The organism is Pseudomonas sp. GW821-FHT10C09 (assembly GCF_059415465.1).
On sequence record NZ_JBWKNG010000002.1, the window covers coordinates 320,410 to 335,423 of the forward strand.

Here is a 15,014-nt window from a genome sequence, read left to right on the forward strand (position 1 = left end):
TTCAACCCTGCACACCCGCGTCTGACACTCCGCATACCAGGTCGACCGCCCACGCTCACGAATCTCACTGTGCTCGGGATGATGTTTCCACGCCAGAATCGCCGCTTCACTGGCCCAATACGAAACCGTAATCCCGAGCCCATCCTCACCCCGAGCCGACTCTACGCCGAGAAACCCCGGCTGCTCACGGGCCAGTGCCACCATGCGTTCAGCCGCCTCGGCGTATCCCTGATCACCTTCAGTGCGCCGGGAGGTGAAAATTACCGCGTAGTAAGGCGTCGTCATGGTTTCTACCTCACACAAGCCTTGATGAAAGCGCGCACCAGCGGCGGTAGAACACCCTTCAGCGCGGCACGTTCCGGCTGGAACAGCGTGGCAACAAAGAACGGATGCGCCCTGAGCTCAACGGCCCGCAAATCCCCCTGCGAATCATGGCCAACGGCGTGAAGTTGCTGGATCAATAGTTCACGTTCGAACTCAGGATTCACACCGAAGCGGCAGTGATATCCCTCGCGTATTTCAGTCGTTTCGTACGCGTTGGCGATCAACGAACCTTCAACCAGATGAATGCTGTCCACCGCTTCCACCAGCGAGCAGGTCAGTGGCGTCAGAAGCGCCCGCGCGGCATCAGGGTGCGTCTCGCCATGTTCGGCATCTTCCCAACCCAGCACATGACGGGCGTACTCCAACACCGCATGTTGAAACCCGCCACAGGTGCCGAGGAACGGTCGCTGCTGCTCCCGGGCAAACCGGATCGCCCGTAACGCCCCGTCCATGTCTCGATAAGGACTACCAGGTACGCACCAGAAACCGTCGAAATCTTGCAGCGGTGTGTTGGCGCTGATCTGGTCGGTGGCCAACCACCGGAATTGCACGTCCAGCTGCAACGCTTCGGCGGCCATGCCAAGGGCAATGGGAATGGCTTGGTGGGCGGTGACTTGAAGGTCGTAGTCCCCGATCAGGGCGATGCGGGTTAAGGTGGTTTCCATGAGTGCTCTCTCGGCTTGTTGATTCCTGGTACCCACTATAGATTGGCGTTCACGCACTCAATATTGGCGTTATCCCAAGTGATCAATGCAGCGACGCACTATCGACTGGACTATCCCGACCTGGCACTGATCCTTGCCCTGGTGCGCGGCGGCTCTCTGGCGCGGGCCTCGAGCTTGTTGAAGGTCGACGTTTCGACAGTGTTTCGCGCCGTCCGCCGATTGGAGGCGGCATTGGGGCAACAACTGTTCGAAAAGAGCCGCGCCGGATATTTGCCAACCACACTCGCGCAAACCCTGGCCGAGCAGGCTGAGCGAGCGGAACATGCGTTGGACGCGGCGCGAATTGGTGTGGAGCAGGGCGGGGAAGTCATCAGCGGCACCGTGCGTCTGACGTGCACCGATTCGGTTCTGCAAGGTTTGCTGCTGCCGGCGCTGGCGCAGTTCATGCCGTCCTACCCGGCATTGACCATTGAGTTGAGCACCTCCAACGACTTCGCCAACCTCAGTCGTCGAGATGCTGACATCGCTTTGCGCCTGACGCGTACACCGCCCGAGCATTTGGTCGGTCGACGTCTGGCGGATATTTCCTACCGGGTGTGTGCCAGTCAGCGGTACCTGAAGTCTGTCGACCCTGAAGACCTGGCCTCGCTGACCTGGATCGCGCCTGATGATTTCCTGCCTGACCATCCCACCGTTGCCTGGCGGCGTCAGCACCTGCCCGGCGTCACGCCGGCCTATCGCTGCAGCAGCATGTTGTCGGTGACCGAACTGGTACGGGCCGACTTAGGTGTCGCGGCATTACCGGACTTTTTGATCGGCGACACGTTGCAGCCGCTGACCGGTCCTTTGCACGGTTACGACACCGCGCTCTGGCTGCTGACCCGCCCGGACTGCCGCGCATTGCGCTCGGTGGTGACGCTGTTTGATGAGTTGGGGCGGGCGCTGCGATTGCCTTGAGTGAGGGTTAAACCTTGGGCGGCTCTTTGCGCACGAAGTGCTGATGCATCTCCGAGGTCAGGTTTTCGATGCGTTCGGTCAGAGTCTTGGTCATCTCCGTGAGCCGGGTGTTTTGCTCAAGCAATGCCAAGAGTTGAGCAGTGTTATGCGCGGCCTGGGCCTGACGTTCGCTGTTGGCCACAGCCAAGGCTTCGCGGTGTTGCGCATCGGCGTCGGACTGCGCCTTGTCGCGCGCTGCCTGACGGGTCTGGGCCAGCAGAATCAGCGGTGCGGCGTAAGCCGATTGCAGGCTGAACGCCAGGTTGAGCAGGATGAACGGGTACAGGTCGAAGTGGGCCACGCCGAACAGGTTGAGGCACACCCACAACACCACGATCAGCGTCTGCGCCCCGAGAAAAGTCGGCGTGCCAAAGAACCGCGCAAAGGCTTCCGCACGCAGGGCAAATTTGTCGTTGCCGAAGGTTGGCGCGAGGTGCGCGTGAGGGCGGTGGAAGCGCAAATGATCGACGACGGGTTTTGTATCAGTGGTTGGGGTGGTCATGATGCTCTCTGCATGGCGCTGGGACTGACGCTCACTATAGCCCCCGCGCCAGTTTCATTCTGAAACACATAGCGCAGATTTATTTAGCACCGAGCCCTGCAGGGGAAGGGTGGAACCGTGTCATTTTTCGCAGACCTGATAACAGGCCAGGAACATGTCCAGCGCCGACTCCACCACGGTGGTCTGCATCTCCGGTGACAGCCCCGGCAACCCCATGGAAATCTGCGGCCAGAACGCAAATGACTTGAGCATTCCCTGAATCTGTTGGGCGGCAAACGCGGGGTCGACCGGTTTCAATCGACCATTGGCCTGCGCTGTGCGAATCCACACGGTCAGGTCTTCTTCACGCTCGCCCATTCTGGCGACCATGTTCTGCGCGCGTTCCGGCGAATGGATCGTGGCGGCGATGGCCACCCGTGCCAGGTCGAGAAAATTCTCATCGCCGAGCATGTGCATTTTCGCCTGCAACATCACGCGCATCTGGTCGCGCAAGGGCTGGTCAGGGCGGTAGGCCGTTTCCTGTTCGGACAGCACCCGCGTCCACAATTGATTGAGGATTTCGGCAAACAACTCTTCTTTGCTCGGGAAGTGGTTGTACACCGTGCGCTTCGACACGCCGGCAGTGGCGGCAATCTTGTCCATGCTGGTGATGTCGAAACCGTTGGCACGGAATTCGACAATCGCCGCCTGGATAATGGCTGCGCGTTTTCGGTCGGTGAGGCGCTGTGGAGCTGTCATAAGTACGCTTCGGCAGGAGGCAAAGGAAAGTTACACTCGGTAGTTTACTTGTCATCAGCTTTGATGCAACCTAGAAACTACACTGTGCAGTGTAACGTTTCGTTAATCCTGCCCAGCGAAAAATAGATCGTCCGGCTGATGCGTGCGTGCTTTGGCCATTTATCGTCCCACCGTGAAGAACTGCAATCTTGCGGTTTTTCTGGAGTCACTCAGTCATGGCCACTTCTACTTCCCCTGCGGATAACGCCCCTACGCCTGAAGCTTCCCGTCAGGCAGAAGGACTCTTTCGAAACCATGCACCCGTGCAACGCGAAGGCGTTCGCAAAATGCTGCGCATCATGTGGAATATGATCTTCCACAAACCGCGCAACACCCGCCCGGCGGCCCCGGTGCCGGTGCAAACCCTGACCCAGGCGGCGTTGATCGCAGCACCCAACCACAGCGTCTACCGCCTCGGCCACTCCACCGTACTGCTGAAACTGCGGGACAAATTCTGGATCACCGACCCGGTCTTCGCCGAGCGCGCTTCACCCGTGCAATGGGCTGGCCCCAAGCGTTTCCACCAGCCACCGATCAGCCTGGAAGAATTGCCACCGATTGAAGCGGTGATCCTGTCCCACGACCACTACGACCACCTCGACTATCACGCGGTGCTCAAACTGGCGGACAAGGCCAACTACTTCCTCACCCCGCTAGGCGTCGGCGACACGCTGATCAAGTGGGGCGTGGACGCCAGCAAAGTGCGCCAACTCGATTGGTGGCAGGGCACCGAAGTGGACGGCATCCAGTTCATCGCCACCCCGTCGCAACACTTTTCCGGCCGTGGTTTGTTTGATGGCAACAGCACGCTCTGGGCTTCGTGGGTGATGATCGACGGCGACACGCGGATCTTCTTCAGCGGCGACAGCGGCTACTTCGAAGGCTTCAAACGCATCGGCGAACAGCACGGCCCGTTCGACCTGACACTGATGGAAACCGGCGCCTACAACGTCGAGTGGCCGCACGTGCACATGCAGCCAGAGCAAACCCTGCAAGCGCACATCGACCTCAAAGGACGCTGGTTACTGCCGATCCACAACGGCACTTTCGATCTGTCGATGCACGCCTGGTTCGAGCCCTTTGACCGGATTTTGGCACTGGCCTGGGAGCGCAATGTGTCCATCACCACGCCGCAAATGGGCGAGGCGTTTAACGTGAAGTATCCGCAGCGGGGGAGTGCGTGGTGGTTCGGGACGGAAAGTGAACGCGATCAGGTCACAGCGCAGAACGCATAACAACGGGCTTACACCACTCAGGCGAAAATCACTTCAATCCGGCCCTCTTTTCTCGAACGGGGGGCCGATTTAATAACGATTTGCACATCACGTCCTAGCAGGGAAAGACATTCCATCATCTTGGCCTCACTGATACCGCGAAACTTACCGCGCAACATCTCAGAAAGCTTGGGTTGCGATAGGCCCAAAATTTGTGAAGCCTGAACTTGAGTTAAATGACGAGCCTTGATGATCTCGCCGATTTTTGCAGCTAGCTGAGATTTGACTCGCATTTCATTGGCATTGGGCGTCCCTAGGTCTTCATAGACGTTCCCACTGCTTTCTTCGATTTCAATCATGTTTTAGATCCTTTTGCAATGTTCCTGTGCTGCTTGGAGTCGGATTCTGATCAACTCGATATCGCGCTGTGCGGTTTTGACGCCTGAAGTCGATTTTTTCTGAAAGCAGTGCAAAACATAAACTGCGTTATCAAAGCGAACGGTATAAACGGCACGGTAAGTGTTCGTATCGAAGTCCTCGACCACCTCAAGTACACCAGCACCTCCAAAGCCCTTCAGAGGCTTTACTTCGGGATGCTTTAAGCCGCGTTCCGCCAAATCTAGAGCGTGACCAAAAACGTCTTGTACATCTGCGGGCATTTGCTTGAGATCTTTTGTACTGCTGCAAACCCACAGGAGTGACTTCCTTGTACTCATGCAAAAATATGCCTATATGGGGATAATCGTCAATCGATGATTCTCTTACTCAACCATCGCATAATCCGCCCGCCCGACCGGGTTCGGCGTAGACCCTTTCACATTCATCCCTCGACCCGGCGCAAACCCTGGGAAAAACACCAACCCCTGCGCCTCAAAGCAATACGCCAACGCCAGCCGGGTAACGTCCAGCACATCGCGTCTGGCCTCAAACCGCTCGATGGCCTCTACCGAAACTGAGGATTCCCGAGCCAGCTCATTAACACTCCAACCCAGCATCGCTCGGGCCTGGGCGCAGTGGGCCGGGGTGAATTGGAAGAGGGCGATACGTTCCAGGGTGATTTTCATCGCATGAGAGGCCATGGTGTTCTCCGGGCTCGAGAGTGCTGATTTAAAATGTACTGTGTTTTTGTACAGTTGTTTTGCGCCCGGATCAAACTCATTTTTTGATTTGTGCTATTTCGAGGGTTCCATCCAGACGGACGGTGGCTGCCCCAGTACGCGACGAAACATGGTCGAGAACGCGGCCGGGCTGTCATAACCGAAATCCAGCGCGATGCGCGTGACCGCCGTCCCCGAGGCCAACCGCGCCAGGGCCAATACCACGCAGGCTCGCTGCCGCCATTGGCTGAAACTCAGGTCGGTCTGTTGTCGAAACAATCGATTAAACGTCCGCAGGCTGATGTGCAATTGATCGGCCCATTGCTGCGGCGACTGGTGAACATTCGGCTGCCGCAGAAACGCCTGACACAACCCCAGCAATCGCTCATCGACGGGCAGGGGAATGTGCAACGGCAGGTGAGCGCTGCGCGCCAGTTCGTGGAGCAGCAAGCCGATCAGTGCTCCGTCACGCCCGGCCTCGTCATACGTCAGCGGGATCTCCACCGCCTCCATCAATAAATGCCGCATCAACGGCGACACACTGATCACCTGGCAGCGATTTCCCAGATCAACCGCCGCCGGTTCGATATACACACTGCGTGTACTCACCCCGAGCATCAGCACCTCATGCGCCACGCCCGGCGGAATCCATACCGCCCGCTGTGGCGGCACGACCCAATTGCCGTCATGGGTGCTGACCTGCATCACCCCGGTGGCGCCATACAACAACTGCCCCCGCCGGTGTGTATGACGAGGCAGCACATGGCCGTGGGAATAATCCGTGCCGATCGCCACCACCGAGCGAGGCGTGTCATCCAATAGATCAATCGAAACATTGCGCATCGAGCGGCTTCCAGCAGTTGGCGTAAACGCGAACATTATTGGCTGACTTGCTGAAGCAGGCCAAGGCGCATCGCTCTATCGTCGACCGCTCCCAACCAACGGACGACGCGCCATGTTCTATCTCCTGCTAACACTCTTCGGCTGCATGACCGGCATCACGGCGGTGCTGTTCGGCTTCGGCGGCGGCTTCGTCGTCGTGCCATTGCTCTACCGCCTGCTCACCGCCAGCCATGGCGCCGACGAACCCGTAGGCCAATCGGCGATGCACATTGCCGTGGCGACGTCGACCTGCGTGATGATCGTCAACGCACTAATCGCCACAGGCAAACACCGGCGCGCCGGTAACCTCATTCGCCATTATCTGTGGCCATTAGGCGGGTTCATTGGTTTGGGCGCGGTGGTTGGCGCGGTCGCCGCGATGTGGGTCAGTGGCGAGGTGATTCGTTATGCGTTCATCGCGTACTTGGGCGTGACTATTGTGGATTGCTTGGTTAGACGCGGATTTCTTACACGCACCGATAACTCAATCCCACGACGATTGGGCAGGGCAGAAGTGTCCGGCGGTGGTTTAGGCATTGGCGCCATCGCGACGTTTCTCGGAGTGGGCGGCAGTGTCATGACCGTGCCGTTGTTGCGACGCTGTGGGTTGAGCATGAGTCAGGCGACATCCATGGCCAATCCGTTGAGCCTGCCGGTCGCGGTGGCCGGGACGGTGACTTACATGGCCATGGCGGGGGTCAGCGAGTTTGACTTGGGATCGTGGTTTATCGGGTATGTGGATCTGCTGGCGTTTGCGGTGTTGACGATGGGATCGTTGCTGGGGATTCGATTGGCCACACCGTGGATCGGGCGGATAGCGGATAGAACCCATGCGCAGGTGTATATCGGTTTGCTGATGCTGGTGATGATCAGCATGTGCCTGAGTTGAATGTTATCGGCGTGTAGCTTTTCATCGATTCTCGAACGATGCTTCGCCATAATCCGCGGCTCTTTACCGCGAGCCGACGCTCGTTTCATTCAAGGATGATGTGATGTTCAAAGGACTGTTTCGTCTGACCGGCGTTGTCGTGCTGGTGTGCACAACATTTTCTACCGCGCTGTGGGCTGAAAACGGTACTCGGGTCTACACCGGAACCGTGGGCAAAACGCCGATTGTGCTGGAGGTGAACGCCAACGGCGGTGAGGGCCGCTACTTCTACCAAAAGTACCGCGGTGATCTAGTGCTCACCGGCAAAAAAGAAGGTGAAACCCTGTTACTCGACGAGGGTAACTCGCCTGACGAAGAGGGTAAGCCTCTCCCGCAATTTCGCTTGCATCCCAAGCCCGACGGTTGGTCCGGCGAATGGACCAGCTCCCAAGGCAAAGTCCTCAAGGTCGAGTTGCTGCAAGCCAAACTCCTGCCGGTGTCCGCCGATTCGTTGCCCTACCTCGTCAGACTCCATGATAAGGCGCCGTACGTATTCCTACGTCTGCAAGGCCTGAAACTCAAACAAGGACGGACCGAAACCTTCATGGGTTACACGCTGCAATGGTGGAGCGAGCCACAGACTAAAACAGAAGGGTTTGAAGTGGTGTCGGGTTACACCGCTGAGGCGCGACAGCGCATCAATCAGCAGTTGATGGCGCGGTTGTGGCAGGGTGTGGAGGGGCATTTCGGGTGCTACGTCGATGGCCGTGAGAGCTATTACAATCAGACGATGCAGCCGTCGTGGATGACGCCCTCCGTGATGAGCACGACGCTCTCATTCGAGTACTACTGCGGTGGCGCTTACCCGGATCAGTACAACGAGGCGCTCAATCTTGATACCCGCACCGGCAAAGCCCTGACGCTTGATGACGTGCTGTGGGTGGGGCAGGGCAAGCCACTGCATTTCGAGCAATCCTACGACTACGATGAACCTTCATCCGAGTCTTCCGATGCCTATTTCGACTACCGTTCCAAGGAGTTGGCGCCTTGGCTAGTAGCGCAATTGCTTAAGCTCTATCCCAAGGAAATGACGACAACGCCAGAGGGGGAGAACGACTGCGGCTACAACGATGATTACCCTTGGCACTATCCAGATTGGTACTTCACCGAAAAAGGTATCCGGTTAGAGCCTTCCTTCCCTCACGTGGCTGCCGTGTGCCGAAACATAGGCTGGAGCGTTCTGCCCTACAGCCTCGTCAAACAGCACCCCGGCGGCGTAGCACTGCAACTACCCTAGGCTCTATACGGAAACATCTACCCAAGGATGATTTTGATGTTCAAAGGATTGTGTCGTTTGACCGGCGTTGTCGTGCTGGTGTGCTCAACTGTTTCTACTGCGCTGGGCGCCGACAGTGGCAAGCAGGTCTACACCGGAACGTTAGGCAATTCGCCGATTGTGTTGGAGGTGAACTTCGATAATGGCAAGAACTTGAGCGGGCGTTACTTCTACCAGAAGTACCGCAAGGATTTAATAATCAGTGGCGCAAAGGACGGTGAGGCGCTGAGGTTTGAGGAGGGCAACTACCGCGATAACGAAGGTGAACCGCGCCCGAACATTCGTCTTCAGCCCACCCCCAACGGCTTGTCCGGGGAATGGACCAGCCCCCAAGGTAAACTCCTGAAGATAGAACTGCTGCGAGCCAAACTACCACCTGTTCCTGTTGGTACTTTGCCTTTTCTCGCTACGCTCCATGACGTGGCGCCTTATGAATACCTGCGCCTGCAAGGTATGAAACTCAAACAAGGCAAAACCGAAACCTTCATGGGCTACACGCTGCAATGGTGGAGCGAACCGCAATCCGGGATGTCGTTGTTTGAAGTGGTTTCGGGTTACACCGCCGAAGAACGGCAACGCATCAATCAGCAGTTGATGGGGCGATTGTGGCAGCAAGTCGTCAGCTTTCACGACTGCCTCACCCAGCCCGGCACGTACGTCTACAGCCAAACGGCCGATCCGTTATGGATGTCACCCTCGGTGATTAGCGTGAACATCATGGCTGAGGACAACTGTGGTGGGTCTTACTCGGATGAGAGGGACATGCCGTTCAATCTCGATACCAAGACCGGCAAGACCCTGGCGCTGGAAGATGTGCTTTGGATAGGACTGGGCGAACCGCAGCACTACGAACTAAGCCAGCTCGACGACAAGGCATCCAATGATGCTTATCGCGCCTATTCCGAATACCGCACCAAAGAACTGGCACCGTGGCTGGTAGGTCAATTGCGTTCGCTCTATCCCGAGGAAGTCACCACCACGACTGAACGCAATGATGGCTGCGTCTACGGTGAAGAACAGTCGTGGATCTTCCCCTCCTGGTACTTCACCGACCAAGGCATCAAGTTGCTGCCTTCCTTTGCTCACAACGAAGCCATGTGTCGAAGCGTGGAATGGAGCGTCCTGCCGTACAACCTGGTCAAACAACACCCCGGTCACGTAGCATTGAAGTTGCCCTGACGCTGAATTACTTATCCGCCAACCCCGGCGCTTCCCGAATAATGAAGTGATCCAGGTTCTCAATATTCGCACTGAACACCCCGAACGTCTGCTCGGGGTTTTTCTTGCTCGGCACCTGCTTCAACTCCGGCGTCACGCCATAAAAGAAGCAATACAAATCCTTCGTGCTCTCGATGGCGTGCTTGATCTCTTCCAGAAACGCTTTGCGCTTGCGGTAGTTGTCGATCAGCTTCTTGCTCAAGTAAACATTGACCGAATAAGGCTTCTTCTTCCCCTCATCCGCCTGCTTGAACCAGACCTTCTGTTCGAAATCGATGCGAAAGCTCTGGGTGTAATCCTTGATCTCCTTGATCTTGCCCCAGTAAATCAGCCCCTTGTTGTCCGTCAGGTATTCGATCTTCTTGAAGAACGAGCCGTACGGCGCCGTGTGCTCGCCAATTTTCAGCGGCATGCGCTTTAGCAGCTCCTTGTCCTCGAAGTTCGACACAAAACACTCTACCGGGTGGGCGAAGACACTGGTTTTGTCCGGCGCTGTTTCGCGGGTCGGGTGCTCTGAGTGACTGTCCGCCGAAACGGTTTTCGGGATGTCCTGGACCTCATCCGCCGCGCCCGCTGGGTTCGACGGCTGACGCATATACTGACGTCGAGTCAGTAATAATTCCGACGGGAAATGCTCCTCGCGACTGTCATCTGTTTCCGCACCGTCCGCGTCCACACCGGTTGCCGTCGCCTTGAGGCTGACATAAGGACAGGCCGCCACATGCTGGGTGCTGGGGGTGTTTTTGAAGTGTGGGGTGCGGATGTAATTCACGTTTTTGGCGTTGAAGGTTGTCAGCACGTTGGCTGTATCGAACACCGCCCTGCATTTATCGTTGGGGCATTGGAAGTGCTCTTTGGCGGAGTCGAACTCCATGGTTTCGTCGAAGTTCAGATCGCGCACGTCATAGATCGACAGCTTGTCGTCGAGGCTGAGGCAGTAGGCGAGGTCGAATTTCATGGCCGGGCTCGGATCCTTGAGTGGGGAAGGGTATTAATAGCGGGAGCCGGGGCGGGTTGCACTGACTGTTTTCAGCACACCGCACAATCTGCGAAAACACACCATCCTCTGTAGAACTGAAGCTTGCTCCCGAAAAACCCAAGGGCGCCACGCATTATCGTTCATAACCTTCAACGGAAAGCAGGATCGCCACGGCTATCGAAATTCTCAGGCTTCAGCTAGCGTGGCTAAATCTATGGAGGTGCCATATGACTGATCGGCTACAAGTAAATATGCACGAAGCACAGTCCCAACTCTTTCAACTCGCTGAGCGTGCCTGGCGTGGCGATACGGTTGTTATCGTCAAGGACGGGAAACCTTATCTAAATCTGCTACCTCATGTCGAAATGTCTCAGGCGCGTAAACCTGGACGATTGAAGGGCAAAATTCGAATGTCTGCGGATTTTACAAAGACTCCCGAAGACATCATTGATGGGTTTGACGACAGTTGGTGACGGTCCGATGATCCAGCACCGGGAGCAGATCCTGCCGCAGATTTCCTTGTGGGCGAGATCACTCGCGATTCGTAACATCACCGCATTCTCTCGAAACGACCACTAGCTGTGCGAGGCCGCTTGCCCTTGTTGGTCTTCGTAGTAGTCCGGGATCCCGCAAACATGAGCTGACGAGTCGCGTGTCGCACTATGTGAAGAAACGAGTAAACAAAACCCGATCAGGAGGATAGTCGGTTTTTTTGTGTTGAATTTTTCAGTCCATCTATCACTTCGATTGCCACTTGTCTCGATAGACGAACGCAACTTGGTAGTCATAGGAGAGCAACTGAATGGTATGGTGGAAATGGGGCTGAAGAGTACTGACCCAGTCGGGAGATACGTTGAAACCGCCATTGTTCACGTTGTTTTCAATGGGTATGCCTAGTGCTTCGATAACAGAACCATCATCGCCAAAGTCTTTCGATAACTCCTCCCCTTCGCCCATCTCGGTCCGTTTGTCATACCATTCCAGCCTGATTTTCAGTCCCATAACGTCCTCATAGATATTTTTTGATGCTTCGATTTTTCTTCGGTGGGTCCAGCTGATCGCCAGTCTGATAGTCGAAAGAACCTAAGTGGCTGCCATCACTTGAACGATAGGCTTCGAGTTCACCATGTAAAAAATCCCACTCGTAAATTGTTCTACCCTTCGCATCAGTCCAGCGATCCCGAAGTCCTCCCGCGTATGGGGTTTTCTTCTTTGTTCTTCTCAATCCAGGAAATGCAGTAATGTCTGCGGTTTCGGGGGCTGGGTGATAGGTGTGGCCCGCTTCGGCTGTGCCTTTGCCCCTAGCACTCACCACAATATAAACCGGTCTTACTCCCGATCCCGCCGGGAACACCAGAATGAAATCCTTGTACTCAGGCGGATACATCGGATTCACAATGATGCTGGCCGCCGCCGGCGTCGGCGGATACACCCAAATATGCGGCGCCTGCGGTGCAGCCTCCAGCGCTGGAATGCCGAGGATGTCCGAACCATCCACTGCTGGCGTCCAGATCAGCTCAACACCCTCCCCGAGATCTGCCACCTGCTGGCTGCCGCGCAGTGTGAACTGCACGACATCGACCATTTCCCAATCGCGATTCTTGCCGGTATAGAACCCGTAGCCCTTGAGACTGCCATCAGCCTGTTGTTCGACCTGCAACCGAACGCGGGTTCTGGCCTGTTTCAGCGCACGCAGTTGGTCTTCGGTATAGAGCGCGCTATCACCGAGGCTCGGCGTCCAGAACAAGGCGACGACACCCGCCAGCACTGCGGCTCCCGCAGCACCAAGCGACAATGCTGGAGCAACGAGAGTCGGAACGCTAAGCGCAAGACGGCCAATGCCGAGCGAAACGGTACTGCCGCTGAAGGTTTCGAGATTCAGCAGCCCGGCATCGTCTGCATCACGAGCACCGAGCCAGGCAATTTCGCCGTAATTCTTGAGGCTGTCGGTCGGCACCACACCCGAAGGATTCGAGTAATCGATGATGGCGTCCGGCAGGTTGCAGGACTTGGCAAAGACACATCCGACTTGAGCCGGCCTTTGCTTTTCCGCTATGACCTGACGGCTGCGCTCGAAGGCGTCTTGCCTGCCCAGCATGGCCTCGTAGGCTTTTTGTCTGGCGTCTCGCTCGGCCAATTCGGTGGCGGTCATGAAGCGGTGAGTGACGTGATGCCCATCACCGGAGGGCGGATTCTTAATCCGCGGAATGTCCTTGTTGCCAGCCACTGATCATCCTTTCGTTCATCCATCGGCATCCCCGGAAAAGGGGCTGCGCGACGTTAACGAAGGTGGCTGATCGTGGCTGTAGGACGAGTCCTTGATGACCCTAAGCGTTTTCTCTTTTTATCGGGAGGGCAGCGCAATTCTTACGACTCGCCGTTTTCGTGCACATGTGCCGATGAAGTTTTACAGGCTCAATCACTCAAGCTTCAGCCGTTCCACCTTCTGAAACAGTGAGGCTGTGAACTCATCCCTGTCACTCGAATGGTGACAACGTCGATGACAGTTCGGGCACAGCGCTACAGCATTGCTCGGACGATCCGAACCTTCCTGCGCCAAATGCTTAACGTGATGAACCTCAAGAAACGGCTTGCCATCCTTTTCAAACGGAGCGGGCTCGCCGCAGCCTTCGCATCTACCGTTAGCTTGTTGGCGAACCCAAGCTCTCACCTCGGGATCGCGAACAAAAGATTTGCCGCTGGACTGAGTTTGCTCGGGGCGCTCAATCCCCGTTGGCACGCCTTTAATCGGCTGCTTCTCAAGTTTGGCAGCTCGTTTCTCCAGTGTTTCTTCATCCGCCGTCGGGGAAAAATCCTCAGGCGTCAAAGTACTTGGAGCGTTGAGTGCTTCTCGGATGCTTCGCGCCACATTCGCGCCGACATTCTTTGCGGGTTTGTATCCCGCAATGCGAGCTCGACCCAGCTCCACCAGCACGGTAGAGATGTTCTGCATTCGAAACTCAACCGACCCTTTGGTCCTACCGGCTAAGGCTCCCTCGCGCAGGATGCGATTCTCCTCAGTCTTAACGACTTTCTGACCACTCTGTTCGCGGGACAACATGCTGAGATAGGCGTCTACCGCAGCCTGAATCTCAATGTCAGTCCAATCGCTGTTGCTCTTTTCCGTGTCCATAAGATCGCCGAGGGCTGAAAACCCTCGGACGATACTGAGTGGCCATTACGGCTGTCTACGAAAATTCCTACAGAAAATAGCGACGGATCTCGCGTAATCCTACAAACACATCTCTAACCCATCGAGTGCTTCGAAGGCTGGAACACCTGCGCCACCTTCCTCCACCAAGGCTTCGCCACCGTAGCCCGCCGTTGGGTCTGATCGTTTAACAGGTAGGGCATATCCCGAAGCCGAATCCAACCTTCATCCTGCCAGTGCAGCAAGCTCAACGACATTTCCGGCCAATCCAACAAACTCAGCATCGGGCGATCTGAATGTCCCGAATGTTCTGCGTCGCGCAAGGCCGGCACCACCTGATGAGTCAACCACTCACGCAACAATCGATTCCCTGGGACGTAGTGATACACCAGTAGCGCGTACACGCCGGATTCGCTGAGCATCAGTTGTTTTTCGGGCTGCCGGAAATACTCAATCCACAAAACGCGACGCTGATCTTTGTCGAGTTTATTGACCATGCGCTCGCTCAGATGGATACCCATCAAGCGACCGATATCGCGAGCGCAAAACCAGGTCTGGTCTTCGAGTAGAAGGGCATGTAGAGCGAGGTTGTGACGAGAGAAGACTGTTACAGAAAAAGGATCGGACATATCCATGACCTCTACGTTTAGATTTTGGAGGGCCTGACCCCAGCGTAGAGTGGGCTTAAGAAATCCCAACGAACAAAGCCATCACATTCGAGCAACAAATCACCCAAAGGTGAATTGTGCGTCTGTGTGATTGGCGAAGCTTCTACGTTGGGCGTTTCTTAGGCACCTGCAATGGAGCTTAGAGGTGCTTTGAGCTGGCATCAATGCGGATACGGCTGTAAGTGCTGTAGGAGATTTTGCGTTGTCGCGTAGGGATGGAAAACGACTAACCATCGCCCATAAAAAAGCCCCGATCAGATCGTAATGCTGTTCACTTAAGCGGAGCAGCCTTACGGTCCACTGGAAACCGGGTCTTTGAGATCTTCACCGTCCTTGG

The 15,014-nt window shown here is 56.2% G+C and carries 19 protein-coding genes; 6 read left to right on the forward strand and 13 right to left on the reverse strand.

Annotation, left to right across the window (positions count from 1 at the left end; translation table 11 throughout):
• Together AC07N8_RS02890 and AC07N8_RS02895 are read right to left on the reverse strand one after the other, a co-directional pair.
• On the reverse strand, positions 1–285 hold a 285-nt coding region (locus tag AC07N8_RS02890; protein ID WP_495065922.1), incomplete at its 3' end, for an antibiotic biosynthesis monooxygenase family protein.
• Positions 286–290: 5 nt separating this feature from the next.
• Positions 291–989 carry a CTP synthase C-terminal region-related (seleno)protein gene (locus AC07N8_RS02895; protein ID WP_493147163.1) on the reverse strand — a complete coding sequence of 233 codons (699 nt, stop codon included), beginning with the start codon at positions 987–989 and terminating at the stop codon, positions 291–293.
• A 15-nt stretch (positions 990–1,004) separates the two neighbouring features.
• On the opposite strand from AC07N8_RS02895, the gene AC07N8_RS02900 reads away from it, so the two are divergent.
• Positions 1,005–1,946 carry a LysR family transcriptional regulator gene (locus AC07N8_RS02900; protein WP_493147161.1) on the forward strand — a complete coding sequence of 314 codons (942 nt, stop codon included), beginning with the start codon at positions 1,005–1,007 and terminating at the stop codon, positions 1,944–1,946.
• 7 nt (positions 1,947–1,953) lie between these two features.
• Here AC07N8_RS02900 and AC07N8_RS02905 read toward each other — a convergent pair whose 3' ends face one another.
• Positions 1,954–2,487 carry a DUF1003 domain-containing protein gene (locus AC07N8_RS02905; protein ID WP_077431409.1) on the reverse strand — a complete coding sequence of 178 codons (534 nt, stop codon included), beginning with the start codon at positions 2,485–2,487 and terminating at the stop codon, positions 1,954–1,956.
• A 120-nt stretch (positions 2,488–2,607) separates the two neighbouring features.
• A complete protein-coding gene (locus AC07N8_RS02910; RefSeq protein ID WP_483841712.1) occupies positions 2,608–3,225 on the reverse strand; it encodes a TetR/AcrR family transcriptional regulator in 618 nt (205 codons plus the stop codon).
• 215 nt (positions 3,226–3,440) lie between these two features.
• On the opposite strand from AC07N8_RS02910, the gene AC07N8_RS02915 reads away from it, so the two are divergent.
• The gene (locus AC07N8_RS02915; RefSeq protein WP_483841711.1) at positions 3,441–4,499 is read left to right on the forward strand and encodes an MBL fold metallo-hydrolase; all 1,059 of its coding nucleotides are present in this window, start codon (positions 3,441–3,443) and stop codon (positions 4,497–4,499) included.
• A 17-nt stretch (positions 4,500–4,516) separates the two neighbouring features.
• Here the strand turns inward: AC07N8_RS02915 and AC07N8_RS02920 are convergent, their stop codons facing one another.
• The 4 genes from AC07N8_RS02920 to AC07N8_RS02935 form a co-directional block, all read right to left on the reverse strand.
• The gene (locus AC07N8_RS02920) at positions 4,517–4,837 is read right to left on the reverse strand and encodes a helix-turn-helix domain-containing protein (protein WP_077431412.1); all 321 of its coding nucleotides are present in this window, start codon (positions 4,835–4,837) and stop codon (positions 4,517–4,519) included.
• Positions 4,838–4,840: 3 nt separating this feature from the next.
• The gene (locus AC07N8_RS02925) at positions 4,841–5,194 is read right to left on the reverse strand and encodes a type II toxin-antitoxin system RelE/ParE family toxin (protein ID WP_483841710.1); all 354 of its coding nucleotides are present in this window, start codon (positions 5,192–5,194) and stop codon (positions 4,841–4,843) included.
• Between the two features lie 45 nt (positions 5,195–5,239).
• A complete protein-coding gene (locus AC07N8_RS02930) occupies positions 5,240–5,557 on the reverse strand; it encodes a helix-turn-helix domain-containing protein (RefSeq protein ID WP_483841709.1) in 318 nt (105 codons plus the stop codon).
• 93 nt (positions 5,558–5,650) lie between these two features.
• The gene (locus tag AC07N8_RS02935) at positions 5,651–6,418 is read right to left on the reverse strand and encodes an AraC family transcriptional regulator (RefSeq protein WP_483841708.1); all 768 of its coding nucleotides are present in this window, start codon (positions 6,416–6,418) and stop codon (positions 5,651–5,653) included.
• 112 nt (positions 6,419–6,530) lie between these two features.
• Between AC07N8_RS02935 and AC07N8_RS02940 the strand changes: the two genes are divergently transcribed.
• The 3 genes from AC07N8_RS02940 to AC07N8_RS02950 all read left to right on the forward strand — a co-directional run bounded on the left by AC07N8_RS02940 (position 6,531) and on the right by AC07N8_RS02950 (position 9,840).
• On the forward strand, positions 6,531–7,346 hold the full coding sequence (locus AC07N8_RS02940) for a sulfite exporter TauE/SafE family protein (RefSeq protein WP_493147157.1): 816 nt from the start codon (positions 6,531–6,533) through the stop codon (positions 7,344–7,346).
• A gap of 103 nt (positions 7,347–7,449) precedes the next feature.
• Positions 7,450–8,622, forward strand: a complete 1,173-nt coding sequence (locus AC07N8_RS02945) for a hypothetical protein (protein WP_493147155.1) — start codon at positions 7,450–7,452, stop codon at positions 8,620–8,622.
• 36 nt (positions 8,623–8,658) lie between these two features.
• A complete protein-coding gene (locus AC07N8_RS02950) occupies positions 8,659–9,840 on the forward strand; it encodes a hypothetical protein (RefSeq protein WP_493147153.1) in 1,182 nt (393 codons plus the stop codon).
• Between the two features lie 7 nt (positions 9,841–9,847).
• Here AC07N8_RS02950 and AC07N8_RS02955 read toward each other — a convergent pair whose 3' ends face one another.
• A complete protein-coding gene (locus AC07N8_RS02955; protein ID WP_493147151.1) occupies positions 9,848–10,837 on the reverse strand; it encodes a hypothetical protein in 990 nt (329 codons plus the stop codon).
• Positions 10,838–11,085: 248 nt separating this feature from the next.
• Between AC07N8_RS02955 and AC07N8_RS02960 the strand changes: the two genes are divergently transcribed.
• The gene (locus tag AC07N8_RS02960) at positions 11,086–11,331 is read left to right on the forward strand and encodes a type II toxin-antitoxin system Phd/YefM family antitoxin (protein WP_483841703.1); all 246 of its coding nucleotides are present in this window, start codon (positions 11,086–11,088) and stop codon (positions 11,329–11,331) included.
• A gap of 265 nt (positions 11,332–11,596) precedes the next feature.
• On the opposite strand, the gene AC07N8_RS02965 is transcribed toward AC07N8_RS02960, so the two are convergent.
• The 4 genes from AC07N8_RS02965 to AC07N8_RS02980 form a co-directional block, all read right to left on the reverse strand.
• Positions 11,597–11,860 (reverse strand): colicin E3-like toxin immunity protein, encoded by a 264-nt coding sequence (locus AC07N8_RS02965; RefSeq protein WP_483841702.1) that lies wholly within the window; start codon positions 11,858–11,860, stop codon positions 11,597–11,599.
• 7 nt (positions 11,861–11,867) lie between these two features.
• Complete coding sequence (locus tag AC07N8_RS02970; protein ID WP_483841701.1) at positions 11,868–13,085, reverse strand: S-type pyocin domain-containing protein; 1,218 nt, start codon at positions 13,083–13,085, stop codon at positions 11,868–11,870.
• A 192-nt stretch (positions 13,086–13,277) separates the two neighbouring features.
• Positions 13,278–13,991 (reverse strand): HNH endonuclease, encoded by a 714-nt coding sequence (locus tag AC07N8_RS02975; RefSeq protein ID WP_483841700.1) that lies wholly within the window; start codon positions 13,989–13,991, stop codon positions 13,278–13,280.
• 113 nt (positions 13,992–14,104) lie between these two features.
• Positions 14,105–14,638, reverse strand: coding sequence for a BRO-N domain-containing protein (locus AC07N8_RS02980; RefSeq protein ID WP_493147165.1), 534 nt, complete (start codon positions 14,636–14,638; stop codon positions 14,105–14,107).
• Between the last annotated feature and the right edge of the window lie 376 nt (positions 14,639–15,014).

Excerpts from the sequence above, each read along its gene's own strand:
- AC07N8_RS02895 (WP_493147163.1), bottom strand. The coding sequence starts at position 989 with ATGGAAACCACCTTAACCCGCATCGCCCTGATCGGGGACTACGACCTT.
- AC07N8_RS02905 (WP_077431409.1), bottom strand. The coding sequence starts at position 2,487 with ATGACCACCCCAACCACTGATACAAAACCCGTCGTCGATCATTTGCGC.
- AC07N8_RS02910 (WP_483841712.1), bottom strand. The coding sequence starts at position 3,225 with ATGACAGCTCCACAGCGCCTCACCGACCGAAAACGCGCAGCCATTATC.
- AC07N8_RS02915 (WP_483841711.1), top strand. The coding sequence starts at position 3,441 with ATGGCCACTTCTACTTCCCCTGCGGATAACGCCCCTACGCCTGAAGCT.
- AC07N8_RS02920 (WP_077431412.1), bottom strand. The coding sequence starts at position 4,837 with ATGATTGAAATCGAAGAAAGCAGTGGGAACGTCTATGAAGACCTAGGG.
- AC07N8_RS02925 (WP_483841710.1), bottom strand. The coding sequence starts at position 5,194 with ATGAGTACAAGGAAGTCACTCCTGTGGGTTTGCAGCAGTACAAAAGAT.
- AC07N8_RS02930 (WP_483841709.1), bottom strand. The coding sequence starts at position 5,557 with ATGGCCTCTCATGCGATGAAAATCACCCTGGAACGTATCGCCCTCTTC.
- AC07N8_RS02935 (WP_483841708.1), bottom strand. The coding sequence starts at position 6,418 with ATGCGCAATGTTTCGATTGATCTATTGGATGACACGCCTCGCTCGGTG.
- AC07N8_RS02940 (WP_493147157.1), top strand. The coding sequence starts at position 6,531 with ATGTTCTATCTCCTGCTAACACTCTTCGGCTGCATGACCGGCATCACG.
- AC07N8_RS02945 (WP_493147155.1), top strand. The coding sequence starts at position 7,450 with ATGTTCAAAGGACTGTTTCGTCTGACCGGCGTTGTCGTGCTGGTGTGC.
- AC07N8_RS02950 (WP_493147153.1), top strand. The coding sequence starts at position 8,659 with ATGTTCAAAGGATTGTGTCGTTTGACCGGCGTTGTCGTGCTGGTGTGC.
- AC07N8_RS02955 (WP_493147151.1), bottom strand. The coding sequence starts at position 10,837 with ATGAAATTCGACCTCGCCTACTGCCTCAGCCTCGACGACAAGCTGTCG.
- AC07N8_RS02960 (WP_483841703.1), top strand. The coding sequence starts at position 11,086 with ATGACTGATCGGCTACAAGTAAATATGCACGAAGCACAGTCCCAACTC.
- AC07N8_RS02965 (WP_483841702.1), bottom strand. The coding sequence starts at position 11,860 with ATGGGACTGAAAATCAGGCTGGAATGGTATGACAAACGGACCGAGATG.
- AC07N8_RS02975 (WP_483841700.1), bottom strand. The coding sequence starts at position 13,991 with ATGGACACGGAAAAGAGCAACAGCGATTGGACTGACATTGAGATTCAG.
- AC07N8_RS02980 (WP_493147165.1), bottom strand. The coding sequence starts at position 14,638 with ATGTCCGATCCTTTTTCTGTAACAGTCTTCTCTCGTCACAACCTCGCT.